This window comes from Nesterenkonia sp. LB17, assembly GCF_022565915.1.
GTDB lineage: Bacteria > Actinomycetota > Actinomycetes > Actinomycetales > Micrococcaceae > Nesterenkonia.
Genome location: NZ_JAJOYX010000003.1, coordinates 194,982 through 217,714, shown reverse-complemented (window position 1 = coordinate 217,714; position 22,733 = coordinate 194,982). Strand labels below are relative to the sequence as shown.

21 protein-coding genes and 1 riboswitch are annotated in these 22,733 nt (G+C 66.7%); of the genes, 8 read left to right on the top strand and 13 right to left on the bottom strand.

What is annotated here, in order from left to right:
- Positions 1-53 precede the first annotated feature (53 nt).
- Together LTH96_RS08410 and LTH96_RS08405 are read left to right on the top strand one after the other, a co-directional pair.
- Positions 54-1,061, top strand: coding sequence for a DUF368 domain-containing protein (locus LTH96_RS08410; protein WP_241465292.1), 1,008 nt, complete (start codon positions 54-56; stop codon positions 1,059-1,061).
- A 2-nt stretch (positions 1,062-1,063) separates the two neighbouring features.
- Complete coding sequence (locus LTH96_RS08405) at positions 1,064-1,480, top strand: hypothetical protein (RefSeq protein WP_241465291.1); 417 nt, start codon at positions 1,064-1,066, stop codon at positions 1,478-1,480.
- A gap of 99 nt (positions 1,481-1,579) precedes the next feature.
- Here LTH96_RS08405 and LTH96_RS08400 read toward each other — a convergent pair whose 3' ends face one another.
- The 3 genes from LTH96_RS08400 to LTH96_RS08390 form a co-directional block, all read right to left on the bottom strand.
- Positions 1,580-1,780, bottom strand: a complete 201-nt coding sequence (locus LTH96_RS08400) for a hypothetical protein (RefSeq protein ID WP_241465290.1) — start codon at positions 1,778-1,780, stop codon at positions 1,580-1,582.
- Positions 1,781-2,842, bottom strand: a complete 1,062-nt coding sequence (locus tag LTH96_RS08395) for a glycosyltransferase family 2 protein (protein WP_241465289.1) — start codon at positions 2,840-2,842, stop codon at positions 1,781-1,783. It lies immediately after the preceding gene.
- A gap of 217 nt (positions 2,843-3,059) precedes the next feature.
- A complete protein-coding gene (locus LTH96_RS08390) occupies positions 3,060-3,764 on the bottom strand; it encodes a class I SAM-dependent methyltransferase (RefSeq protein WP_241465288.1) in 705 nt (234 codons plus the stop codon).
- Positions 3,765-3,954: 190 nt separating this feature from the next.
- Here LTH96_RS08390 and LTH96_RS08385 point away from each other — a divergent pair, with 190 nt between their 5' ends.
- The 5 genes from LTH96_RS08385 to LTH96_RS08365 all read left to right on the top strand — a co-directional run bounded on the left by LTH96_RS08385 (position 3,955) and on the right by LTH96_RS08365 (position 11,882).
- The gene (locus LTH96_RS08385; RefSeq protein ID WP_241465287.1) at positions 3,955-4,593 is read left to right on the top strand and encodes a M23 family metallopeptidase; all 639 of its coding nucleotides are present in this window, start codon (positions 3,955-3,957) and stop codon (positions 4,591-4,593) included.
- Between the two features lie 18 nt (positions 4,594-4,611).
- Positions 4,612-5,910, top strand: a complete 1,299-nt coding sequence (locus LTH96_RS08380) for an FAD-dependent oxidoreductase (protein WP_241465286.1) — start codon at positions 4,612-4,614, stop codon at positions 5,908-5,910.
- A 55-nt stretch (positions 5,911-5,965) separates the two neighbouring features.
- Positions 5,966-6,096: riboswitch (glycine riboswitch) on the top strand.
- Between the two features lie 162 nt (positions 6,097-6,258).
- On the top strand, positions 6,259-9,204 hold the full coding sequence (gene gcvP, locus LTH96_RS08375; protein WP_241465285.1) for an aminomethyl-transferring glycine dehydrogenase: 2,946 nt from the start codon (positions 6,259-6,261) through the stop codon (positions 9,202-9,204).
- Entirely contained in the window at positions 9,201-10,352 is a 1,152-nt protein-coding gene (gene gcvT, locus LTH96_RS08370) for a glycine cleavage system aminomethyltransferase GcvT (protein ID WP_241465284.1), read from the top strand. Before gcvP ends, gcvT begins: the two co-directional genes overlap by 4 nt.
- Positions 10,353-10,376: 24 nt before the next feature.
- Positions 10,377-11,882 (top strand): L-serine ammonia-lyase, encoded by a 1,506-nt coding sequence (locus LTH96_RS08365; protein ID WP_241465283.1) that lies wholly within the window; start codon positions 10,377-10,379, stop codon positions 11,880-11,882.
- A 58-nt stretch (positions 11,883-11,940) separates the two neighbouring features.
- Here the strand turns inward: LTH96_RS08365 and LTH96_RS08360 are convergent, their stop codons facing one another.
- Together LTH96_RS08360 and LTH96_RS13330 are read right to left on the bottom strand one after the other, a co-directional pair.
- Positions 11,941-13,182 carry an acyl-CoA dehydrogenase family protein gene (locus tag LTH96_RS08360; protein ID WP_241465282.1) on the bottom strand — a complete coding sequence of 414 codons (1,242 nt, stop codon included), beginning with the start codon at positions 13,180-13,182 and terminating at the stop codon, positions 11,941-11,943.
- 296 nt (positions 13,183-13,478) lie between these two features.
- Positions 13,479-14,648, bottom strand: coding sequence for a histidine kinase (locus LTH96_RS13330; protein ID WP_241465281.1), 1,170 nt, complete (start codon positions 14,646-14,648; stop codon positions 13,479-13,481).
- A 416-nt stretch (positions 14,649-15,064) separates the two neighbouring features.
- Here LTH96_RS13330 and LTH96_RS08350 point away from each other — a divergent pair, with 416 nt between their 5' ends.
- Positions 15,065-15,748 (top strand): response regulator transcription factor, encoded by a 684-nt coding sequence (locus LTH96_RS08350; protein ID WP_255728073.1) that lies wholly within the window; start codon positions 15,065-15,067, stop codon positions 15,746-15,748.
- 33 nt (positions 15,749-15,781) lie between these two features.
- On the opposite strand, the gene thiD is transcribed toward LTH96_RS08350, so the two are convergent.
- The 8 genes from thiD to LTH96_RS08310 form a co-directional block, all read right to left on the bottom strand.
- On the bottom strand, positions 15,782-16,606 hold the full coding sequence (thiD, locus tag LTH96_RS08345) for a bifunctional hydroxymethylpyrimidine kinase/phosphomethylpyrimidine kinase (protein WP_241465279.1): 825 nt from the start codon (positions 16,604-16,606) through the stop codon (positions 15,782-15,784).
- Positions 16,599-17,117 carry a hypothetical protein gene (locus LTH96_RS08340; protein ID WP_241465278.1) on the bottom strand — a complete coding sequence of 173 codons (519 nt, stop codon included), beginning with the start codon at positions 17,115-17,117 and terminating at the stop codon, positions 16,599-16,601. The genes thiD and LTH96_RS08340 overlap by 8 nt, the downstream gene beginning before the upstream one ends.
- Positions 17,118-17,150: 33 nt before the next feature.
- A complete protein-coding gene (locus LTH96_RS08335) occupies positions 17,151-17,690 on the bottom strand; it encodes an NUDIX hydrolase family protein (RefSeq protein WP_036473357.1) in 540 nt (179 codons plus the stop codon).
- 54 nt (positions 17,691-17,744) lie between these two features.
- Positions 17,745-18,482: a hypothetical protein gene (locus tag LTH96_RS08330; protein WP_241465277.1), complete on the bottom strand. Its 738-nt coding sequence runs from the start codon at positions 18,480-18,482 to the stop codon at positions 17,745-17,747.
- A 35-nt stretch (positions 18,483-18,517) separates the two neighbouring features.
- Positions 18,518-20,248, bottom strand: coding sequence for a hypothetical protein (locus LTH96_RS08325; protein ID WP_241465276.1), 1,731 nt, complete (start codon positions 20,246-20,248; stop codon positions 18,518-18,520).
- 77 nt (positions 20,249-20,325) lie between these two features.
- Complete coding sequence (locus LTH96_RS08320) at positions 20,326-20,979, bottom strand: VTT domain-containing protein (protein ID WP_241465275.1); 654 nt, start codon at positions 20,977-20,979, stop codon at positions 20,326-20,328.
- Positions 20,976-21,995 carry a pseudouridine synthase gene (locus tag LTH96_RS08315; protein WP_241465274.1) on the bottom strand — a complete coding sequence of 340 codons (1,020 nt, stop codon included), beginning with the start codon at positions 21,993-21,995 and terminating at the stop codon, positions 20,976-20,978. Before LTH96_RS08315 ends, LTH96_RS08320 begins: the two co-directional genes overlap by 4 nt.
- A gap of 37 nt (positions 21,996-22,032) precedes the next feature.
- Positions 22,033-22,698 carry a VOC family protein gene (locus LTH96_RS08310; protein WP_241465273.1) on the bottom strand — a complete coding sequence of 222 codons (666 nt, stop codon included), beginning with the start codon at positions 22,696-22,698 and terminating at the stop codon, positions 22,033-22,035.
- Positions 22,699-22,733 lie beyond the last annotated feature (35 nt).

Below are 22,733 nucleotides of genomic sequence, written 5' to 3'. Positions count from 1 at the left end.
GACGTCGCGGTGCCCCGGTGAGGTCACCATGTCAGCTCCCCCCCCCCACCTGTATGACCGAGGAGTCCATCATCTCTGCCGAGTCTTCCGCCTCCCAGACCAGCAACCAGGGCGACGTCGCGCCTGCGCAGCCGCGTGAAGGCTCCGCGTCGCCCATGGAGTCCCGCCGCACCTCGCTGCCGGGCAACCTGATCCGCGGCGCCATGATCGGCACCGTGGAGACCGTCCCGGGAGTCTCTGGAGGCACCGTGGCACTGGTGGTCGGAATCTACCGGCACCTCATCGATTCGGCCTCCCATGTGGTCTCCGCCGGGCGGGCGCTGATCAGCGGACCGGATCGGCGGGCAAGCTCCATGCAGCACCTGCGCCTGGTCGAGTGGAAGGTCATCATCCCGGTCATGATCGGGATGATCGTCGCCGTCTTCACCATCGCCGGTCCCATGTCGGACGCCGTGGAGGCCTACCCCGAGCTCACCCGGGCTGCGTTCTTCGGGATGGTGCTCGCCTCGATCTTCGTGCCGCTGCAGATGGCCTGGTTCGACCGTTCCGGCCCGCTGAAGGCCTCGCATGTGCTGGCCGGCATCGCCGCCGCGGCGCTGACCTTCTGGCTGGTCTCGCTGCCACCTACCGCGGTGGAGCCCACCTGGTACGTGATCCTTCCGGCGGCGGCCATCGCCGTCTCGGCGCTGCTGCTGCCCGGGCTCTCCGGATCCTTCCTGCTGCTGACCTTCGGACTCTACGAGCCCACGCTGCGGGCCGCCGCCGATCGTGACCTCGCCTACCTGGGCATCTTCGCGCTGGGCCTCGCGCTCGGCGTGATCTCCATCGTGAAGGGTCTGAAGTGGCTGTTGGACCACCGTCACCGGATCACCATGGTGGTGCTCGCAGGGGTGATGCTCGGCGCGCTGCGCACGCTGTGGCCCTGGCAGGACGAGGGCCGCGGAATGTTGGCCCCGGGTGATGATCTCGGACAGGTGCTGCTGCTGGGAGCCGCAGGGTTCGCCGTCGTGCTGGTGCTGGTGCTGGTGGACTACCGGCTGGCCCAGCGCCAGGTGCGCTGACCATGGCGAGCGCGACGACGACGGCGCGCAATCAGCCACGGACGCTGCTGCTGGTCGCCGCGCTGCTGAATCTCGTCCCGCCGACCGCCTTCGCTCTGCCCGGGGTGCTCCAGGCCAGTCCGGAGCAGTTCAGCCTCGTGGCCGCGACGGGGTCCCTCGCCGCTGCGCTGTGCACGCTCTACGCGCTGCGCATGGCGGCGCTCCCGCGGAGGATCCGCATGCTCCTGGGTGGTGTGGCGGTGCTGGCCGCGGCGTTCTTTATCGGCGGCGATGCCGCGGTGCGTGCGATTCCCGCGGAGGGCATCGGGCCGGGACTGATCCCCTTCATGGGGATGTTGCTGCACCTCTGCGCGGCGGCCACCCTGTTCACTCTGGGGCTGGTGCACCCGCGTTCGAGAACTGCAGCCCGGCAGCACTGAGGGTAGACAGCACTGCGGAAGGACGGGTCGACGCGGGAGGCCTCTCGGCTCGGGTCCCGCGGTGCAAGGTGGCGTGCTGGGCAGCGCCGCACTTTTCCGCTACCCGCAGATGTCCTGCCGCGGGGCCTGGTGGACAGCCGATGATCGTCGAATCCTGTGGATCAACACCGATGTGATCGTGCCCAGGGTCAGGGTCGCCATGAACAGCACGCCGACCGCGAGGAAGCCCCAGCCCACGCCGAAGGCGATGAACCCTGAGAGGGCAAGCTGGGAGGCTTGGGTCATGTCTGCGCCGTACACCTATGCCTCTTTCGTGGTGCTGTGGGGTGTGCCCAGGTGGGCCCAATCTCCGCTGGAGGAATTCAGCTTCTGCCAGACCGCACCGATGTAGGCGCTCTGCAGGATCAGCGCGTAGATCAGCTCGGGAATCACCATGGCCGCGAAGAGTCGTCGTCGCCAGGGCTGGTCCCAGACGGTGATCACGCGCTCCAGGGCGAACACTGCGCCGATGAGGAGCCAGAAGGGCTCCACGCCGAGGAAGCCGTTGACCGCATAGGAGACCGTCGTCAGCCCGATCAGGGTGCTCATCAGAATCACTGAGAGCGCGAGCATGACCTGTTGGTTGATGTAGCGCCTGGTCACGTGATTCCACCCCATCTCGGTGATGTTCTGCAGGGCGCCGAGGTACCACCGACGACGCTGACGCCAGAGAGTCGGGATGTTCGGCATCGTCTCGGTGGTGCTCTGACACTCGACGGGGGACCGGACCTTCCAGCCGCAGGTCTTGAGCGTCATGGTCAGGCGCATGTCCTCGGTGATGGTCTGCTCGTCATAGATCGAGCCGAATCGCGACTCCACATCTATCAGGGCCTGCCAACGGATCAGGGCCGCGGTGCCCGACATGACGAAGGTCTTGCCCGTGCGCTCGATCTGCTCGGCATATCGGGTCCACTCGAGGAACTGGCAGAGCTCGAGATAGCCGGTGGGTGGGTCTGCGCGGAAGACCGCCCCGACTCCGCCCACCTCGGGGTCCTCGAACTCTTGGAGTGCTCGTTCGATGAACCTCGGGACGATCTGGGTGTCTGCGTCCATGATCAGCACGAGCCCTCGTCGCTCGAGCACGTCCAGCGCCTGGTTCAGAGCTCCAGCTTTGCGGGCCGTGTTGTCCAGGGTCTCCATGACGTCAACGCCGAATGCTTCGGCTATCTCCACCGTGTGATCGGTGGAACGATCGGAGACCACCAGAATCCGGTCGGGTGGGACCGTCTGGGCTCGCAGTGATGCGATGGTGGCAGGCAGGGCGCCAACCTCGTTGTGGGCAGGGATGACCGCGGTGACCCGCGGTCGGACAGGGGAGGACACAGAACGGGGTTTCCTTACTGCTGCCAGCCCGGGTCTGGTGCAAGGAGACCCGACTGGATGCGTTATATACTTCAACTTTGAAGTACTCTTCGAGATTAATCTAGCGCACTCTTCGCGTGTGTCCAGGGAACGTGATAAGAGTCACAGACGGGCATCGTCCCCGGTCAGGAGCGGTACCGGGGCGGAAGGCTGCCGCGAAGGTCCTGGATCGGGTGCCTCAGGGCTTGGTCCAGATGTGCAGCAGGTACCCATAGGACAGGCCCAGACGATCCGGATGGCTGCGCAGCCACTGCTCCGCGACGTCGGCTGGGAACTCCAGGTGCAGGACCCGCTCGAGGTCGCTTCGGCGGTGGAACTGCCAGCGACTCATCACGGCCGCGGTCCGTGCGCCCTTCTCCTGCCACCAGGTCGAGGGGTAGCTGTCCCGACCCTGTGCCGCGGCGGGCGCACTGGCGCGCAGCAGCGCCGCAAACTCGCCGAGCACATGGTCATTGTCGATCACCACCAGCTTGCCCCCGGGTCGCAGCACCCGGGCGACCTCCGCCAGCCCCGCCGAGGGATCGAAGAACTCGGAGGGGAAGAAGTAGGCGAAGCGGGCATGGACCACGTCGACGCTGGAATCGGCAAGCGGAATATGCTCGGCCGAGCCGTGAAAGACCTTGGCCCGTCGGCTGCGGGCCCGGGCCGTGTCCAGGAGACGCTCATCTGGTTCGATCCCGATGGTCTTCTCCGCCTCGGAGTACTTCGGCAGCCAGTAGCCTGCCCCGCAGCCGAGATCCACCAACACCTTGTGTCGCCAGTCCGCGGCCAGTCGCAGCGCCTCCCAGAGCGTCCCCTGCGGGTCGATCGCGCCGTTCTCGATCTCATAGCCCGCCGGGTCGCCGCTCTGGTTCGCTGCAGGGACGAAGTCGTTGAGCGTCATGACCTGATTCTCGCAGAGTCTGACGCGCTGACAAGGGGTATCTCCAAAAAATGAGGCCGGGAGGACAGACAAGTCGGGCCCTAGAGACTTCAACCCAGCACGGGGCTAAGCTTGAACCATGCCGCCGCGGCACCTGTCATCTTCGTTGCACCCTTTGGAGCTTTCCCTGCCCTTCACGGGCAGCTGGAAGGTGCAGAACAGTCCAGCCAGACGTGTCCCGAGCCACGGCACAGACCTCTTCGGGATCCGGTACGCCATCGACTTCGTCGCTGTGGACACGGACGGACGCACCGCCGGGTCGGTGAGTTGGCGCAGCGTGTTCGCCGCTGAGCAGCCGGAGCTGTTCTTCGCCTTCGGACAGGAGGTGTTGGCGCCGCGTGACGGCACCGTGCGGGTTATCCACGACGGCGAGGACGACCATGCGGCCAGGCGCTCCCAGCTCAGCCTGATCCCGTACCTGCTCGGACAGTCCTCCCGTGTCCGCGAGGGCCCGGTGGCAGTGGCGGGAAACCATGTGATCATCGAGGACCCGCGGAGCCGGTGCTTCATCGCCCTGGTGCACCTGCGGCGCGGATCGATCCGGGTCCACCCCGGGGAGCAGGTCAGCTCAGGCGAGATCCTCGCCGAATGCGGCAACAGTGGAAACTCCACCCAGCCGCATATCCATCTCCAGGCCATGGACAGCCTGGACCTGCACCGCGCCCACGGCGTCCCGATCGTGTTTCGCGGCTTCCACGAGCAGATCCGCAGCGGCGAAGCCGCGGTGATCTGGCACGGCGTTCCCGCGAATGCCTCCGTCGTCCAGCCGGTCCGGCCAGCCCGAGCCTGATGCTGTGAGGAGGAGGCTATGCCGATGACCAAGCTGCAGCGCGACTGTGTGATCGCTGGAGGAGGCCCCGCCGGGATGGTGCTGGGTTGCCTGCTCGCCCGCGCAGGGCTGGAGGTCACCGTGATCGAGAAGCACCCCGACTTCTTCCGCGACTTCCGCGGAGACACCGTCCACCCCTCCACGCTCACCCTCCTCGGCGAGCTCGGGCTGCGCGAGCAGTTCCTGGCCCTGCCCGTCAGCCGGTTCTCCACCCTCGATGCCGTCATCGAGGGCGAGCGTCTCACCCTGGTCGACTTCGGAGTGCTCCGCGGACCCGATGACTTTCTGGTCCTCGCCCCGCAGTGGGACTTCCTGGACTTTCTGGCCCGCGAGGCGAAGGCCTTCCCCGGCTTTGATCTGCGGATGCACACCGAGGCGACCAGTCTGATGCAGTCCGACGACGGTGCCGTCGTCGGACTGCGCGCCCGCTCGGCTGAGGGTGAGCTCCAGATCCGGGCGAGACTCACGGTGGCCGCCGACGGACGGGCCTCGGTGCTGCGCGCAGCCGCCGGGCTCACCCCGGTGGAGTCAGGAGTGCCCATCGATGTGCTCTGGTTCAGCCTCCCGCAGCCCGCCGATCCGCCCCCGCCCACCCTGGGCCACCTCTCCTCGGCCGGGATGGTCCTGACCATCGATCGCGGGGAGACATACCAGTCGGGCCTGATCATCAAGAAGGGTGAATTCCGGGAGCTGCAGCAGGCCGGACTGGAGGAGTTCCGCGCCCGGCTGATCCAGGCGGCCCCGGTGCTGGATGAGGTGGTGCAGACCCTCACCGACTGGAAGCAGGTCAAGCTGCTGACGGTGCAGATCAACCGGCTCCACCGCTGGCACCGGCCGGGGTTCATCGCCATCGGGGATGCGGCCCACGCGATGTCCCCGATGTTCGGGGTGGGGGTGAACTATGCGATCCAGGATGCGGTGGCGCTGGCCAACGCGATCACCGCACAGCTGACGCAGGGGACCGTCCCGGAGCAGACGCTGGCAGCTGTGCAGGCCCGCCGGGAGCGGCCGGTGAAGCTCATGCAACGGATCCAGGGGCGCGGACATCGGGTGATCGCTCGCTCCACGACCGGGCGCCGGGTCGTCCCGGCCCCGGCCGCGAAGCTGCTTCGCCTCTTCTCACCGGTGCTCCGCCGACTCACCGCGCGCGTCATCGGGGTGGGTCTGCTTCCGGAACACGTGCGCACCCCCAGCGCGGCACGACCCGGCGCGTCACCGGGCCCGATCCCGGGACCGGGCAGAGGATCGGGCGAACCAGGCCGAGTGAGCACATCGTGAAATGTGTCGGAAAACACCGCTGTGGCACAATGAGGACAAATTGAATCATCGCCACGTCCCCTGTGTGGGAGAGTCCGGCTGGCGCCCAGAGCAGTGCAGTCCCTGCACCCCTGGGCGCGGATCCGGCGCCGAAGGAGCAATATCCTCCCCGGGAACCTCTCAGGCACTCAGTACCGTGCAGGGGTGGCAACTCTGGAAAGCAGCACGTCAGGTCTACAACCCTGATGTGCTCACCGAAGGTGCAAGCCGGCTCTGCCCCCGTCTGACGGCGGCGGCCGGTGAATCTCTCAGGTCCATCACAGAGCGGGGGAGGAACCCGCGCCATCTCCATGCCTGGAAGGTTCCTCCATGACCGTCACATCTGTCCGTCGCAGCTCCACCCTCGCCCCCGATGCCACCGAGTTCTCCGCCCGGCACATCGGACCGACCTCCGCGACTGCCGCCACCATGCTGGGTGCCCTCGGCTATGACTCACTGGCCGACCTCGTTGACGCCGCGGTGCCCGAGGCGATCCGCCAGCCCGGACCGCTGAACCTTCCCGAGGCCCTCACCGAGGCCGAGACGCTGCAGGCGCTGCGCGGCTACGCCGAGAAGAACCAGCCGCACACCCAGATGATCGGGCAGGGCTTCTACGACACCCACACCCCGCAGGTGATCCTGCGCAACGTGCTGCAGAACCCCGCCTGGTACACCGCCTACACGCCTTATCAGCCGGAGATCTCCCAGGGCCGGCTTGAGGCGCTGCTGAACTTCCAGACCATGGTCGCTGACCTGACCGGCCTCGACATCGCCAACGCGTCGCTGCTGGACGAGGCCTCCGCCGTGGCCGAGGCCATCCTGCTGATGCGCCGCGGCAACAAGAAGCGCGCCACCGCGAAGATCGTGCTCGACGCCGACATCTTCCCGCAGACCCGCGCCGTGGTCGCCGGCCGGGCCGACGCGCTGGGCATCGAGATCGAGACCGTCGACATCGCCGCCGAGGGGCTGCCCGCCGGTGAGATCTGCGGACTGGTGCTGCAGCAGCCGGCCAACTCCGGCGCCGTGGTCGACCACCGCAAGGTCATCGCTGAAGCCAAGGAGCGCGGGGCGATGGTCACCATCGCTGCGGATCTGCTTGCGCTGACCCTGATCACCTCACCCGGCGAGCAGGGCGCCGACATCGCCGTGGGCAGCTCCCAGCGCTTCGGGGTCCCGCTGTTCTTCGGCGGACCCCACGCGGCCTTCATGGCCGTGAAGTCCGGGCTGCAGCGCCAGCTCCCCGGCCGGCTCGTCGGAGTCTCCAAGGACGCCGAGGGCCGCCCCGCCTATCGGCTCGCCCTGCAGACCCGCGAGCAGCACATCCGCCGCGAGAAGGCCACCTCAAACATCTGCACCGCCCAGGCGCTGCTGGCCGTGGCGGCCTCGATGTACGCCGTCTACCACGGCCCCGAAGGCCTCACCCGGATCGCCGAGCGGGTGCACGGATCCGCCCGCACCCTGGCCGCCGTGCTGCGCGAGGCAGGCCATGAGCTGATCGCCGAATCCTTCTTCGACACCATCCAGGTCCGGCTGGCCTCCCACGAAGCCGCCGAGGACGTCATCGCCGCCGCCGAGGCCGCAGGGGTCAACCTGCGCCGCGTCAACCAGGACGTCGTCGGGATCTCCACCGATGAGACGACGACGACGGCGCAGCTCGCCGCCGTCGCCCAGGCCTTCGGCGTCAAGGATGTCGCAGCGCTCCCCGAGCAGCTCGGGTCCTCCAGGCAGGAGCAGGACTACGCCTTTCCGGCGCAGCTGACCCGCACCTCGGAGTTCATGACCCACCCGATCTTCCACGAGATCCGCTCCGAGACGCAGATGATGCGCTACCTGCGCCGGCTCTCCGACCGCGACCTCGCCCTTGACCGGACCATGATCCCGCTGGGCTCGTGCACCATGAAGCTCAACGCCGCCACCGAGATGGAAGCCATCTCCTGGCCCGAGTTCGCGGGGATCCACCCCTATGCCCCGGCCCCGCAGACCACCGGCTGGCGCGAGATGATCGCAGACCTCGAGTCCCGGCTCGCCGAGGTCACCGGATACGCGGCGGTCTCGATCCAGCCCAACGCCGGCTCCCAGGGCGAATACGCCGGACTGCTGGCCATCCGGCAGTACCACCTCGCCCAGGGCGACTCCGCCCGGGACATCTGCCTGATCCCGGCCTCGGCCCACGGCACCAACGCCTCCTCGGCGGTGCTGGCCGGACTGCAGGTCGTCGTCGTCGCCACCGCAGAGGACGGCACCATCGACATGGCCGACATGGAGGCCAAGATCGCCGCGCACCCGGACCGGATCGCCGCGATCATGCTCACCTACCCCTCAACCCACGGGGTCTACGAGACCGAGGTGCGCGAGGTCTGCGCGAAGATCCATGCCACCGGCGGACAGGTCTACATCGACGGCGCGAACCTCAACGCCCTGGTCGGCCTCGCCCAGCCCGGCGAGTTCGGCGGCGACGTCTCCCACCTGAATCTGCACAAGACCTTCTGCATTCCGCACGGCGGCGGCGGACCCGGCGTCGGCCCGGTGGCCGTGGCCGAACACCTCCAGCCCTTCCTGCCCAGCACCTCCGTCGGTGCCTCCTGGGCCACCGGGGAGCATGAGGGAGAAGGCCGCGACGGCGCCCCGGTCACCGCCACCCCCTTCGGCTCCGCCGGGGTGCTGCCGATCTCCTGGGCCTACCTGGCGATGATGGGCTCCGAGGGACTGACCAGCGCCACCGCCCATGCCCTGCTGAGCGCGAACTACATCGCCGCGAAGCTGAAGGAGCACTTCCCGATCCTCTACACCGGGGAGCACGGGCTGATCGCCCATGAATGCATCCTGGACCTGCGCGAGCTCACCAAGGCCTCAGGAATCACCGCCGAGGATGTCTGCAAGCGCCTCATCGACTACGGCTTCCACGCGCCCACCCTGGCCTTCCCGGTGAACGGGACGCTGATGGTGGAGCCCACCGAGTCTGAGGACCTGGCCGAGATCGACCGGTTCATCGCCGCGATGATCGGAGTGCGCGCCGAGATCCAGGACATCGTCGAGCAGAAGATCAGCGCGGCGGAGTCCCCGCTGCGCCTGGCACCGCACCCGGCCGCCGTCGTCGCCGGTGACGCGTGGGACCGGGCCTATCCGCGCGAGCAGGCGGCCTTCCCGGTCAAGAACCTGCTTCAGGACAAATACTTCCCTCCGGTGAGCCGGATCGACGGCGCGCACGGCGACCGCAACCTGATCTGTTCCTGCCCCCCGCCGGAGGCCTTCGAACTCGAGGAGAGCACCGCATGAGAGAGACCGCGCTTACTGCCGCCCACGCCGAGCTGGGTGCCAGCTTCACCGACTTCGGCGGCTGGAAGATGCCGCTGAAGTACACCTCCGAGTTGGAGGAGCACCATGCGGTGCGCACCACCGCCGGGCTCTTCGACCTCTCCCACATGGGAGAGATCCGGATCATCGGGCCCGACGCCGCCACCTTCCTGAACACCGCGCTGGTGGGCAACCTCGCGGCGGTGAAGATCGGCAAGGCGAAGTACTCGCTGATCTGCCGCGAGGACGGAGGGATCCTCGATGACCTGATCGCCTACCGGATCGATGAGAACGAGTTCCTGCTGGTCCCCAACGCGTCGAACCGTGAAGTGGTCGCGGCGGCGCTCACCGAGCGTGCTGCGGCTGGCACAGGTGCTGGGGGGACAGGCTTCGACGTCGAGGTCTGGGACGAATCGGAAGGCATCAGCCTGATCGCGGTCCAGGGACCTGCCGCGCAGAAGATCATCAGCTCCGTGGTGCGCGCCAATGAGACCTTCCTGGTCGACGAGCTCAGCTACTACGCGTTCACCACCGTGAGCATCGGCGGCGACGAGATCCTGCTCGCCCGCACCGGCTACACCGGGGAGGACGGGTTCGAGCTGTTCCTGCCCAATGAGAAAGCCCACGCCCTGTGGCTGGCGCTGTTGGAGGCCGGGTCCGACGACGGCCTGGTCCCCTGCGGGCTGGCCTGCCGAGACTCGCTGCGCCTCGAGGCCGGCATGCCGCTCTACGGCAACGAGCTCTCCACCGAACGGGTCAGCTTCGAAGCCGGACTGCCGGTGGTCTCCTTCACGAAGGCGGAGAACTTCACCGGACGCGCCGCCCTCGAGGCTGCCGAGGCGGCGGGTCGCGGAAAGACCTCGGGTCAGCGGCTCGTCGGGCTCAAGGGCCTCGGCAAGCGCGCCGGCCGCGGCGGCTACCCGGTGCTCGCCGTCGAGGGGGACAACCCCGGTGAGACCGTGGGGGCGGTGACCTCCGGGCTGCCCAGCCCGACCCTGGGCCATCCGATCGCGATGGCCTATGTCGACATCGCCCACACCGAACCGGGCACGCGGCTCGACGTCGATCTGCGTGGAAAGCCGCAGCCCTTCGAAGTGGTCCCGCTGCCCTTCTACCGCCGCGCACGCTGACCGGGACAGGATTCGAGACACTCCATGACCATCAGCATCTTTGATCTGCTCCGGGTCGGCATCGGTCCCTCCTCCTCGCACACGGTGGGGCCGATGCGCGCCGCCCGGCGCTTCGTGACCGAGCAGCTGGGAAGTCCCGAGGTGCTGGCCCGGACCGAGTCGGTGCAGGTGGACCTCTACGGCTCGCTCTCGGCCACCGGACGCGGCCACGGCACCTTCACCGCGGTGCTGCTGGGCCTGGAGGGGTGGGACCCGGAGACCATCCTGCCGGACCAGGTCGACTCCCGACTGGCTGCCATGGAGGTCTCCGGCACGGTGCAGCTGGCCGCCCAGTGCGAAGACGACGGTGCTCCGAGCGATCCGGACGGCGCCCACGGGGACGCCCACAGCGCCGGCAAGGAGATCCCGCTGCGGGTGGAGGACTTCATCCAGCGCCCGCTCACCGTCATGGACCGGCATACCAACGCGATGACGCTCACCGCGCTCGACGCCGCCGGAGAGCAGGTGGCCAAGGAGATCTATTACTCCATCGGGGGAGGGTTCGTGCTCTCAGAATCCGATGCGGTGGCCTCCGACGCGTCGCTGGGACAGGCGCTGGCCACCCCGGACGCCGAGGTGCCCTACCCCTTCATCACGGCCGCCCAGCTCATGGAGCACTGCGCCCGCTCAGGCCTGCCGGTCTCCCGGGTGATGCTGGCCAATGAGCGCGCCCTGCACCGCGCCCGCCACGGCGGCACCGAGGAGGAAGCCGAAGCCGAGATCACCGGTAAGGTGCTGCACCTCTGGCAGGTCATGGAGGACTGCAAGAACAGCGCCCTGGAGCGCGAGGGGCACCTGCCCGGGGGGCTGAAGGTCCGGCGTCGTGCCCCTGACTGGCACGCACGGATGTGGAAGGACGATCCAGGCCGCACCCACGCCTATTGGCAGGAGTGGGTGAACCTGGTCGCGCTGGCGGTCAACGAGGAGAACGCCTCCGGGGGACGGGTGGTCACCGCGCCCACCAACGGTGCTGCCGGAATCATCCCTGCCGTGGGCTTCTACGCCACCCATTACGGGCCCGGCGCCAGCTACGCGGGGGAGGAGGACCGTGAGGACATCGCCGTGCGGTTCCTGCTCACCGCCGCCGCCGTCGGGGTGCTCTACAAGGAGCAGGCCTCGATCTCCGGCGCCGAGGTCGGCTGCCAGGGGGAGGTCGGCTCGGCCTCCTCGATGGCGGCCGCCGGGCTCTGCGAGGTCCTGGGCGGCACTGCCAAACAGGTGGAGAACGCCGCCGAGATCGCGATGGAGCACAACCTCGGGCTCACCTGCGATCCGATCGGCGGACTGGTGCAGGTGCCGTGCATCGAGCGCAACGCCATGGCCGCGACCAAGGCCGTCAACGCCGCGCGGATGGCGCTGATGGGCGACGGCGAGCACCGGGTCTCGCTGGACGAGGTCATCGTGACGATGCGCGAGACCGGCAAGGACATGTCCTCGAAGTACAAGGAGACCGCCCTGGGCGGACTCGCGGTCAACGTCGTCGAGTGTTGAGCGCTGGACGTCGAATGCTCAGTGCCGAGCGCCGTATCGTGGGCGCCGAGCGCGTGTCCTAGGCGAAGGCTGAGTACCCGGTCAGGTCGCGCCCGATGATCAGGCTCTGCACGGATTCGGTGCCCTCATAGGTGTGGATCGCCTCGATATCTGCCATGTGGCGCGGCACCTTGTTCTTCAGCAGGATCCCGTTGCCGCCGAGCATGTCGCGGGCGACCTGGGCGATCGCCCGAGCCTTCCGGGTGTTGTGATACTTCGCCAGGGAGGCCTGCGGGCCGGTGAGCGTGCCGGCCATATCCCGCTCGGTGACCGCCCGGACGTGCAGCTGCATGGAGGTGAGCTCCGAGACCATCCAGGTCAGCCGCTCCTGCACCAGCTGGAAGCTCGCCAGCGGACGGCTGAACTGCTCACGCTGCTTCGAATAGCTCAGCGCCGCCTCCACCAGCGCAGAGGCATGCCCGACGGCGGACCAGGCTACTCCCAGCCGGGTCGCGAAGAGCACCTTGGAGGCGTCCTTGAAGGTCTTTGAACCCGGCAGTACGGCGTGGGCGGGGACCTCGACGTCCTCGTACTGGATCAGCGCCTGGTGGATCGCGCGCAGCGAGGCCTTGCCCTGGATGACCTCGGCCCGATAGCCGCGGGTGTCCTGGTCGATCAGGAAGCAGCGGACGTTGCCGTCGTGGATGCCGCCGGCGACTCGGGCCCAGGTGAACGTCAGGCCGCCCGAGGCGCCGTTGCCGATCCACTTCTTGGCGCCGTTGATGACGTAGTAGCCGGAGTCCTCGTCGCCGACCAGCCGGGCGGTGGTCTCCAGCGAGACCGAGTCCGAGCCGTGCGTGGGCTCGGTGAGGGCGAAGGAGCCCAGCGTCTCGGCCGTGGCCAGTTTGGTGAGATGCTCAGCCTTCTGGTCTGCCGAACCGAAGTACGCCAGGGTGCGCAGCGCGAGCCCGCCCTGCACCGCCAGGGCCGTGCCCAGGGAGCCATCGGCACGGGAGGTCTCCATGTTCACCAGGCCCGCGGCCATCGGGGAGAGCGTCTCCATCGAGGCTTCGGAGACGTCGACGCCGTCGGTCAGCAGACCCAGGCCGCCAGCCTTGCGGACCAGGTCAACCGGGTACTCAGCGTGTTCCCAGTGCTGCGCCATCCGCGTCTCCAGTCCGGTGGAGAACTCACGGGCGCGAGTCCACCACTGCCGGTCTGCCGCGGGGAGGTCGTCGAAGACGCCGTAGTAGTCGAGGTCCTGCGCGGTGGAGACGTCGTAGATCGGATCAACGGAAGCATCGGGAGCATGATGTGTCATGGCACACATGTTACTTGATAGTCACAAGGTGGGGGAGCTTTGGTTTCACCTGCAAACTGTGGACAAAAGTCCACTAGTCAGAAGACGGGCACTCCCCAATACTTATAAGTGGACGTGCATCAGTGGTGCACGATTCAGGGGAGATGACATCGGCCTTGAGGTGTTCCGAGTTACGGTGCAAGGGTTCGGAGCAGGACCTCGGCGGATGTTAATGCTCGGGCGGTGGGAACGGCACCGCCCGAGCCTCTCTGTGTCCGGGGTCTTTTCGCCCTATGAGCAGCGGGACGATCGATCGGTCAGCGAAGCAGCCGCATCTGGATTCCGGTGACCTGCACACTCCAGATGCCAGCAGCTGGAGCTCCGGCATCCACGGTGCCTCCGAAGGTTGCCGCGCGGTCCTCCATGCTGATAAGCCCAGTCCCCGAGGAAGGGTGTTTGACTGCCGGTGTCTGGGTGTCGTCAGTGCGGTTCGTCACTGCCATATTCACGGTGTCGGTCTTGACCTCGATCTCGATGGTGCAGTCACTGGTGGCGTGTCCCTTGGCTCCATGCTTGACCACATTGGTGGTGGATTCCTGAAGAATTCTGTAGAGGCAGGCCTCCACGGACTGTGAGAGCGAGCTCAGATCTCCGTGGACCGCAGTGTCAACTTTGAACCCCAGATCCTCAAGGCGCTCGGTGAAGCGCTGAAGACCTGACTCTAGGTCCAGCTCCGGGGCGTCCCCCGGGCCCGCCTCGATGATGTTTTCGCGCTGGAGCACCTGCAGCACGCGGCGAAGGTCGTGGAGCGCTGCGCTGGCGGAGGTTGAGATCTGGGTCAGTGCTGCCGCACGGGATTCGGCGGTGCCTGTTGCGGCTGCCACCTGCGTCTGCATCGAGATTACCGTGAGGTCGTGCGCCAGGATGTCATGAAGATCTCGGGCGATGGACCTGCGCTCAGCATCCAATGCATCTTGATGTGCGGAGCGCAATTGTTCCAGCTCTGCTCTGGCTTCCAGGCGCGTAGCCAGCTGCCGTCTAGTTGCGCGCCCGATCAGGTAAGACGTGACCATTGTGCCGCCTGCGGAGATTCCGAACCCTGCGGCCAACACCGGGTCCTCCTGGATCATGCCCACATTCATCGCGAGGATCAATGCAAGAACCAGGTACAGCCGACGCAGCCACTGGGCGCAGTACATCGCGGTGAGTCCACAGAAGAGAATCACCAGCAGTAGGGTGCCGATCTGGAAGCTCATCTGTGTCCCGATAAGCGCTCCGATGAGGGCCGCCATCGCGCCCATGCCCGGGTGTAGCCAGAAGAGCGATACCGACAGGATCCACATGAGGTAGACGGCCAGCAGGGTCGCGCTGAAGTCCAGGTTGAGAATCAGGGCCAGTGACAGGTCGGCGAGAATGGCACCGATGGTTGTCAGCGTAAGAACATTTAGGACTCTGCGGCTGGGAGTCACATCGCTCGAAAAGGTCACTCTCAATGATATGTCACCGACTTGATGGCCAGTCAGTTATCAGCACCCGGAGGCCCTCGGGAAGGCGCGGCAGAAGAAAGTCTGCATAAAGCTGCCAACTTCAAAATTGGCAAGATCCAAAAATGTGATAATAGCTGTGAAAAGAAGGGCTGAAATAGCTGCGATTCGGTATGCAAACAAAGTGATAGCCATGTTGTTGTTCTCTTTCGATATATGTTTCAACTGGATGAGCGTGTATTGTTATATTAACCTCTGTCTAAATTCAGTGATAGTAGACTAAAGTAGCTAATTCCTTGGCTAGGCATCAGTTCTTGTGTGATATCGACTAGATGTGCTGGGGCCGTCTATTCCAGGAACTTCGGATAATCTGGAGAACCGCGCCGAGTCCATAGGCCGAGGAAGAAACGGGTTCAACCATGCTCCGTCTTGTTGTTGCAGACGACCATCCGATCATGCGCGCAGCATTGCGCGCCTACGTGGATTCGGCTCCCGATATGGAATGCATCGGGGAGGCTGCGAACGGGCTCGAGGTCATCGAGCTGGTTCGTGAGACCAAGCCCGACGTCGTCATCATGGATCTAAAGATGCCCAAGATGGGCGGTGTCGAGGCGACGGCTGAGGTGATGACGATTGCCCCCAACACCTCAGTGCTCGCGGTCACCACGTTCAGCTCCGAAGGCCACGCACTACAGGCGCTCAATGCGGGGGCCAAGGGTTACATCGTGAAGGACGCCACGGCAGAACAGGTCTTGGACGCGGTCCGGCAAGTCCACTCTAGTTCGGTGCCGATCTCGCCGGACATAGCACGACGACTTGAATTTAACCCGATCAATGAGGCGGAGGAGTTCTCCCTGGCGCTCGCAGGATCGGACTACCTGCCGCGGACACCACCACGAGAGACAGAAGTCCTGAGTCTCTTGGCGCGGGGATTCAGCAATCGAGAGATCGCGACGCGAATGGTCCTGACCGAGGGTGCGGTCAAGGCACACCTTGGTCGGCTCTGCGTCCGGTTCGGCGTGAGGGACCGCGTCCAGCTGCTCATCCGCGCCACGCAGCTGGGCCTCATCGAGCCGCAGCTAGAAGATGGTCGAGAAGAGTAGACCGCTGGCTGAGCGAAGCTCCGTCCGCCCCCTTCAGCCGCGCAGGCCGCCCTGCCACAGTGCATCGAACGGGGTATTCCCGGCGACCCGCTGACGAATGCCTGCAGTGACGAACTCCTTGGCCCGGCGCGCGGCGTCTCGGGCGGAGCTGCCCTTGGCCAGTTCGGCGGTGACCGCGGCCGCCAAGGAGCAGCCTGCGCCGGAGACCGCGTGCTCACCGATCTTGGGCGCGCTGAGCACCTCGATGCCGTCTGCGTCGACGAAGACGTCCACCGCCTCGGGTCCGGCGAGTCGGACTCCGCCCTTGGCGAGCACGGCAGCGCCGGAGAGTCGATGGATCTCCGCCGCGGCGGCCTGCAGGTCCTCCAGGGTCTCGACCTTCATCCCGGAGAGCTGTTCGGTCTCGAAGTGGTTGGGGGTGACGAAGGTGGCGAGTGGGAGCAGCTCGGCCTTCAGCGCCTCGTCGGTGTCCTGCGCGTGACCGGGCTCCTGGCCCTTGCAGATCAGCACCGGATCCAGCACCAGGTGCTTCGGCCTTCGCGCGGTGATCGCGGCGGCCACGGTGGAGATCGTGGCGGGGGAGCCCATCATCCCGAGCTTGACGGTGTCGAGCACCTCGGGCCCGTAGTTGCCGAAGATCGCTTCGATCTGGTCCTCGATCACCTGGGACTCGACCGGGACGAAGCGATGGTTCCACTCATCACCCGGATTGAAGGACACGATGCAGGTCAGCGCCACCATGCCGAACGTACCGAGCTCCTGGAAGGTCTTCAGATCCGCCTGCGCCCCGGCGCCGCCGGTGGCTTCCGAACCCGCGATGCTCAGCGTCATCGCGGGAGCTGCAGTGGTCTCAGGCATGCTCAGCGTCCTTCGGCTCGGGGGTCGCAGCGGGGTCGGGCTCTTCGGCAGGGTTCTCCACGCGGGCCAGCGGCTGCGCCATCCAGCGACCGATCCCGAGCAGGATGCCGGCGGGGAAGCCGATCAGCGGGATGAGCATCGGGATCAGTCCTCCGGCCCCGACCACGAGCACGACAGGACCATAGAGGAGCCCCACGAGGACGTAGCCGAGGATGTGCACGGTGGGGCGCACCTGGTGTCGGTAGAGCCAGCTCACCAGCAGGGTCCCGGGAATGCCGACGACGACGGCCGCCGCGGCGATCAGCGGAATCAGCGGGGCGAGGAAGCCGTCTTCGTTCAGGCCGGGGATGAGGCCCAGTGCGAGCAGCAGGCCGCCCATGACCGCTGTGGGGACAAGCCAGGAGACGATCCACCCTGCGGCTCCGAGCCGCAGCACCGGACGCGCTGCGGTGTCCTGCTTGCGGGGCGGCCTTCTGCGGCGGACGGGCTTCTCTGGGGCGGGAGTGGTCATTGGCCTGATTCTACCGGCCGGAGCTGGTGTGGCTCAGCCGGTGTGACCCAGATGGGCCAGGGCCTGGCGGATCAGCTTCTCGCGGCCGCCGAGGAACTCCGCCTGCACATCGGGGCTGAGCACCTGATCCGGTGTCATCCAGCTCAGCTCCAGGGCGTCCTGGCGCGGGGAGCATTCCCCGGAGACGGGCACGATGTAGGCCATCGAAACCGCATGCTGCCGGTCATCGACCAGCCCGGTCTCAGAGGGGTAGGGAAAGTATTCGGCCACGGCGAACGGCACCGGCGAAGCGGGGATCTGTGGCATCACCATCGATCCCAGGTCCTTCTCGATGTTGCGCAGCAGAGCCGCCCTGATGGTCTCGCGGTAGATCACGCGTCCGGAGACCACGGTGCGGTAGAAATGCCCCTCGGCGTCTGCGGTGTAGAGAAGACCCAGCTCGGTGATGCAGCCGAGGGGATCCAGTCGAACTGGGATCGCTTCGACGTAGACCATGGGGAGCCGTCGTCGTGCCTCGTAGAGGTCATCCTCGTTCAACCATCCGGGGTTCGGATCTGGGGTTCGAATGCTCATGGTCCCATCATGCACCACAACGGAGCCCGAGGCCGGTCAGGGCTCAGTGCCGGGTCATTCCTCGTTGGCGATGTCCACCACGAGCCGGGTCGGCTCCTCGAGCAGCTGCATCTGGAACGGCCGTTCCTGGTCCATGCCGATCAGGTACTGGGAGTGGGCTTCAAAAGGTCCTTGGATGAAGATCTCCTCGAAGGCTCCGCCGCGATCGCGTTCGTAGTACTCCTGGGCGGGAAGCTCGTCTTCTGGCTCGTCCTCCGGAGCCCACGAGGGTCCGTTGACGTTGATCTCAAGAATGTGTTCGCCTGCTACCTCGATGGGTTCGCCGCGGCCCAGTTCGGCCGCGGCATCTGTGTACTCTCCGCGCCAGCTGGGGGTGCCGTCCCCGGAGTACTCGAAGACCACACGGTCGTATCCCTCATGGACACCGGAGCGGATCTCCACCAGATGATTGGGCTCCTCGCCGCGGGTGAACTCCCCGGGGAAGCCGTCAGACTCCTGGGCGTCGGTGCTGAAGTCCGCTGAGGCGGCGTCGTCGCCCTGGTCCTCGTCTTCGGGTGCCGCGGAGGTCTCGGACTCGTCAGGCTGCTCAGACTCTCCAGGATCTTCAGACTCGGACTCCGGGTCCGGCTCTTCCGAGTCCTGCGCGCCCTCGGTGTCCTCAGTGGGCTGCTCGGAGGCGGCGTCCTCGGCGGGGGCGGGGTCCTGACCCTCCTCCGGGGAGCCGCAGGAGGCGAGCAGCAACAGCATGGCTGCTCCGAGTGCGGTGATCTGGCTTCTGTGCGGGTGCCTCATCGTGCCTCCTGTGCGGTGGTCCAACCGGGGCTGGTTCAGATGATGTCTTCGAGCGGACGCCCCATGGCGGCGCGACGCTCCGCGTGGTTGATCTTGTGCCGGCGGGATTCGGTCGCGAGGATGACCACGAAGGCTCCCATCGCGGCGGAGATGGCGACCCACACGGAGGTGACGTCTGAGAGCAGCCGGGGGAAGATCAGCCAGAACATGCCCCAGCCCATGCCGAGGGCGACCGCGATCCTGCCGCGTTCGGTCATCGCGTAGTAGGCGGCGGCCCAGATGCAGATGCCCAGGCCGAGCAGCGCCCAGAGCACCGCAGGGATGCCGGGGACGCGCCATCCCATGGCGGTCAGCCAGATGGAGAGCGAAGACATCGCTGCGACCATCGCCCAGCCGGTGAAGAGACCGGTGGTGGTATCGGAGAATCGACGTTCCAGACCGGTGCGGGCGGTGCGGAAGGTGAACTGTCTGATCGCGTCGATCAGTGCCAATGCCGCAGCGAGGGAAGCCAGCGCCGCGAGGGTGAGCATTCCGTGGTGGATGCTGGCCGTCCAGATGAGCATGAACAGCGACGCCGAGCCGACCTGCCAGCCAGAGCGGCGCTGCCGTGGGGTGGAGATCTGGGTGGTGGTCCACTGGTGGACCGCGTGGGCCAGCAGGCCCAGCACGATGATGGGCCAGAGCCAGTAGAAGTTCGCGTTCGGGGAGAGCAGCGCCTGTCCGCCGGAGTACCAGCCGCCGGCGAGCTCATCGAGCCCATTGCCGCCCAGGATGGCGGGGGAGCCGGGGAAGATGCCGAACATCCAGATCAGCGAGACCAGGGCTGCCAGGGCGCCCAGGGTGACAAAGATCTGTCGGTAGAGGTCGCTGCGCACCGGCGCGGGGTCGGGGTCCCTGGAGGGCATGTTGTAGGGCGGGATGTAGGTGAAGAGGTCTTCTTCGTCATCGGCGGACTCGATGTAGTCCCGGTCGGTGGGCCGGTGGTTCATCGCGGTGGCCGCCTCGATGGCTGCGGCCTTCTCCAGGATGACGTCGCGCTGCCGCTGCTCATCCAGGGCGCGGCGAGGCCGGGGCAGGCTCAGCGGGGACGACTCCGGCCCCGGGGCGGCGCTGCCGAGGGCAGAGCCGGAGTGGTCCACGCCGTTGGAGGGTGCTGCCGCGGGGCGTGTGGCAGGCGGGCTCTGCGCGGCGCCCGCGGTGGACTGGCCCGATGCGGGTCGGCCGTTCTTCCTGCCGTTCCTGCTGCGCTGCTCGTCAGGACCGGGCTGATCCTGCGGGGCGGACCGGCGGAAGGCGGCGCCGACGCGGCGGGCGGCGCCCAGGAACTTCTCGTCAAGGTCGTCGAAGAAGCTGCTGAGGTCGGTCTCAGGAGCGCTGGCCTTCGACGGCGCGGGCCGCGCCGGCGTGGGGCGGCTCCAGCGCACCGAGGGTGCGGAAGGTGCAGGGGTCGGCGACTGGGCAGCGGCCGGTGTTGAATCTCCGGCCGGTGTGGAGTCTTCGGCGGGCGTGGTGTCTGCGCCGGGCACAGAGCCTGCGGCAGGCGAAGAGTCTCCAGCAGGCGCGGAGCTCTCGGCGGGCGCTGAAGCATCAGCAGGGGCCGCTGAGGCGGTGGCGGGATCCTGCTTCCGGGCAGGATCTGCGCGCTCGGCCGAGGTGTCCTCGGCGGAGCTGTCCTCGGTGGACGCAGGCGAGATCTCGGTGTCCGCGCCGGATTTCTCGGCGACGGTGAGCGTCTCGGCGGACTCGTCCTGGGACTTCTCGGTCAAGCCCGGGTTCCCCCCTCTAGGTCATGGCTGGCAAATGCAGTAGCTGTCGGAGCGTGGTGCCCGGACATCGTCGCTGGTCAAGCGGCTGCCGACTCTCTTCTGGACCCCCGACGCGAACGCTGTCGGGTGATCAGCACGGTGATCCCCAACCCCACCAGGGTACCCACAACGATCGCGGCCGCCGTGCTAGCCCAGGGTGGGAGCCCTGTAGTTGTTCCCGTAATGTAACCTAACCCGACCAGCCACAGGCTCCACGTGAGTGAGCCCAGCAGGCACAGCGCCACGATGGAGCGGCCGCCGAGACGCATGATCCCGGCCGTTGCCATCGAGGCGGAGCGGCCCCCCGGAATCCCGCGGATGAGGAGCAGGCCCGCCCAGGTGGAGGCGCCGCCGGCGCGCAGCGAGATGCGCAGCATCTTCCGGTGCAGCCGACGTCCCCACCTCCAGCGGTAGAGCAGCCGGATGAGCTTGTAGCGGAAGAGCAGGTAGACCCCGATGTCGCCGATGAGGCAGCCGATGAAGGTCACGGCGAGGACCAGCAGCAGCGGGAAGATCTCCTCGGCGGCCATCGTGCCTGAGGCGATCACCATGACCTCGGAGGGAAACGGCGGCACGATCGCGGTGAACGCCACCGCCACTGCCATGAACAGGAAGTAGTAGAGCCCCCACTCCTGATAGAGCGCCGGATCGCCGAGGTCACTGATGCCGAAGGCGATCGCGGGATTGGTCACTGCGGGGTCTCCTGAAGGGTTCGAGACGAGATGAAGCTGCGTGGCACCCCGGTCATCGGGTCGGTGAAGGTGAGTGTCTTGGCCAGCAGCTGGAGCGGCTTGTCGAACTCATCAGGGGCGTCATCGAGAAGTTCGGGATAGAAACGATCATTCAGAATACCGAGACCGAGAAGTGCCATGTGAATGCGCAGCTGGTGAGTCTTTCCGGTGTGTGGATTGAGCCGGAAGTGGCCGACGTCGTGCCCTGAGCGGCTGCGTCCAGTGGAGAGCAGCTCGATCTGGGAGGAGGAGTTCGCACCGGGGATGGCCTCGGTTCGGCGCTTGCCCTGCCGGGCTGTGCGGTCATGCGGGCGCTTGCCGGAGTGTTCCGGGGCGTATGAGGCCAGTTGGGAGACCACCACGCCCTTGGTCTTCTCGATCTTGTTGCGCACGGTGAGCGGGAATCGCGAGGCCATGGTCTCGGGGCTCATCCCCGCCGGGGTGGCGCTGACGCATTCGTAGGACTTCTCCACCACGCGGTTCTCGAAGAGCAGCTGATACGCCCCCCGGGTGTCGGGCTGTTTGGAGAACAGCACGACGCCGGCCGTGCCCCGGTCCAGCCGATGGATCGGCACCAGGTCCGGGAGGTTGAGCGTGTTCCGCAGCCGTACCAGCAGCGATTCCTGGACATAGCGGCCTGCCGGGGTGGTGGGCAGGAAGTGTGGCTTGTCCACCACCACCAGGTGTTCATCCTCATGGATGAGCTCCTCGGTCACCGGCAGCGGGATCTCCTGGCTGACCGAGCGGTAGTACCAGAGGAACTCGAGGTCGCCCAGCGGGGTGGACGTGCTCAGCGGCGCCCCGTGGACGTCGACGACGTCGCCGTCATCGAAGCGCCGGGTGATCCCGCCATGGTCGATGTGTCCGAAGGTCTCCAGCACGTAGTCATGGACGGTGTGCCAGGGCCCGTTCAGCGGGACCCGCAGGCGCGTGGCATTGACGCCGTTGCGCACGGGGAGAGGAGACTTCTGCGTCACAGGTCAGTTTCTGGGCAGGTCAGCGAGCCGGGGCGGCTCAGCCCCAGACCGGCGCCTCGGCGCGGGCGGTGGGCTCGGGCTGCCCCAGGGGCTGGTTGACCTGCCAGGACATGCCGAAGCGGTCCTTGATCCAGGCGAAGTTCGTGGCGAAGTCGTAGTCGTCGGGCTCCATGAGGAACTCTCCGCCCGGGGCCAGGCTGTCCACGATCTGATGGAACTCCGCCGCGGAGTCCACGACCACGGCCACGGAGATCGAGGGGGTGAAGCTGAACTGATGCTTCATCAGGCTGTCCTGGATCATCAGCACCTGCCCGCCGATCCTCAGCTGCGCGGTGGCGACCAGCGGGACTGGAACGGTGATGACCTCTTCGTGATCAGAGGCGTCCTGGGCATGCTTGACCGTGATCAGCGTCGTGTCGGTCGACTCAGCCTCGGTCTGCTCAGCCTCGGTGGACTCAGGCTGGGTCGGCTCGGTCTCCTTCACGGCGTCCGAACCTTTCCCGCCGTCGGAGTCCTCTGGGACTTCGGTGTCGGCAGGGTCCACGGGCTCAGCGGAGGGCCGCGGGGTGGGGTCATAGATCTCGGTGCCCGCGGGGTGGTGCACGATCTCCAGCAGCTCAGCGTCAGGGAAGACGTCGAGGTAGTGGTCGATCGCTTCTTGGGCCTGACCCTGGAACATCAGAAACGGAATGCAAAGAGTCATGACTTCACCCTAGCCGGAAATCCTGTGTTCTCTAT

Bases quoted from the DNA above. Each gene is read 5' to 3' on its own strand.
- LTH96_RS08410 (WP_241465292.1), top strand. From the start codon at position 54: ATGACCGAGGAGTCCATCATCTCTGCCGAGTCTTCCGCCTCCCAGACC.
- LTH96_RS08405 (WP_241465291.1), top strand. From the start codon at position 1,064: ATGGCGAGCGCGACGACGACGGCGCGCAATCAGCCACGGACGCTGCTG.
- LTH96_RS08390 (WP_241465288.1), bottom strand. From the start codon at position 3,764: ATGACGCTCAACGACTTCGTCCCTGCAGCGAACCAGAGCGGCGACCCG.
- LTH96_RS08380 (WP_241465286.1), top strand. From the start codon at position 4,612: ATGCCGATGACCAAGCTGCAGCGCGACTGTGTGATCGCTGGAGGAGGC.
- gcvP (WP_241465285.1), top strand. From the start codon at position 6,259: ATGACCGTCACATCTGTCCGTCGCAGCTCCACCCTCGCCCCCGATGCC.
- gcvT (WP_241465284.1), top strand. From the start codon at position 9,201: ATGAGAGAGACCGCGCTTACTGCCGCCCACGCCGAGCTGGGTGCCAGC.
- LTH96_RS08365 (WP_241465283.1), top strand. From the start codon at position 10,377: ATGACCATCAGCATCTTTGATCTGCTCCGGGTCGGCATCGGTCCCTCC.
- LTH96_RS08360 (WP_241465282.1), bottom strand. From the start codon at position 13,182: ATGACACATCATGCTCCCGATGCTTCCGTTGATCCGATCTACGACGTC.
- LTH96_RS08350 (WP_255728073.1), top strand. From the start codon at position 15,065: ATGCTCCGTCTTGTTGTTGCAGACGACCATCCGATCATGCGCGCAGCA.
- thiD (WP_241465279.1), bottom strand. From the start codon at position 16,606: ATGCCTGAGACCACTGCAGCTCCCGCGATGACGCTGAGCATCGCGGGT.
- LTH96_RS08340 (WP_241465278.1), bottom strand. From the start codon at position 17,117: ATGACCACTCCCGCCCCAGAGAAGCCCGTCCGCCGCAGAAGGCCGCCC.
- LTH96_RS08335 (WP_036473357.1), bottom strand. From the start codon at position 17,690: ATGAGCATTCGAACCCCAGATCCGAACCCCGGATGGTTGAACGAGGAT.
- LTH96_RS08330 (WP_241465277.1), bottom strand. From the start codon at position 18,482: ATGAGGCACCCGCACAGAAGCCAGATCACCGCACTCGGAGCAGCCATG.
- LTH96_RS08310 (WP_241465273.1), bottom strand. From the start codon at position 22,698: ATGACTCTTTGCATTCCGTTTCTGATGTTCCAGGGTCAGGCCCAAGAA.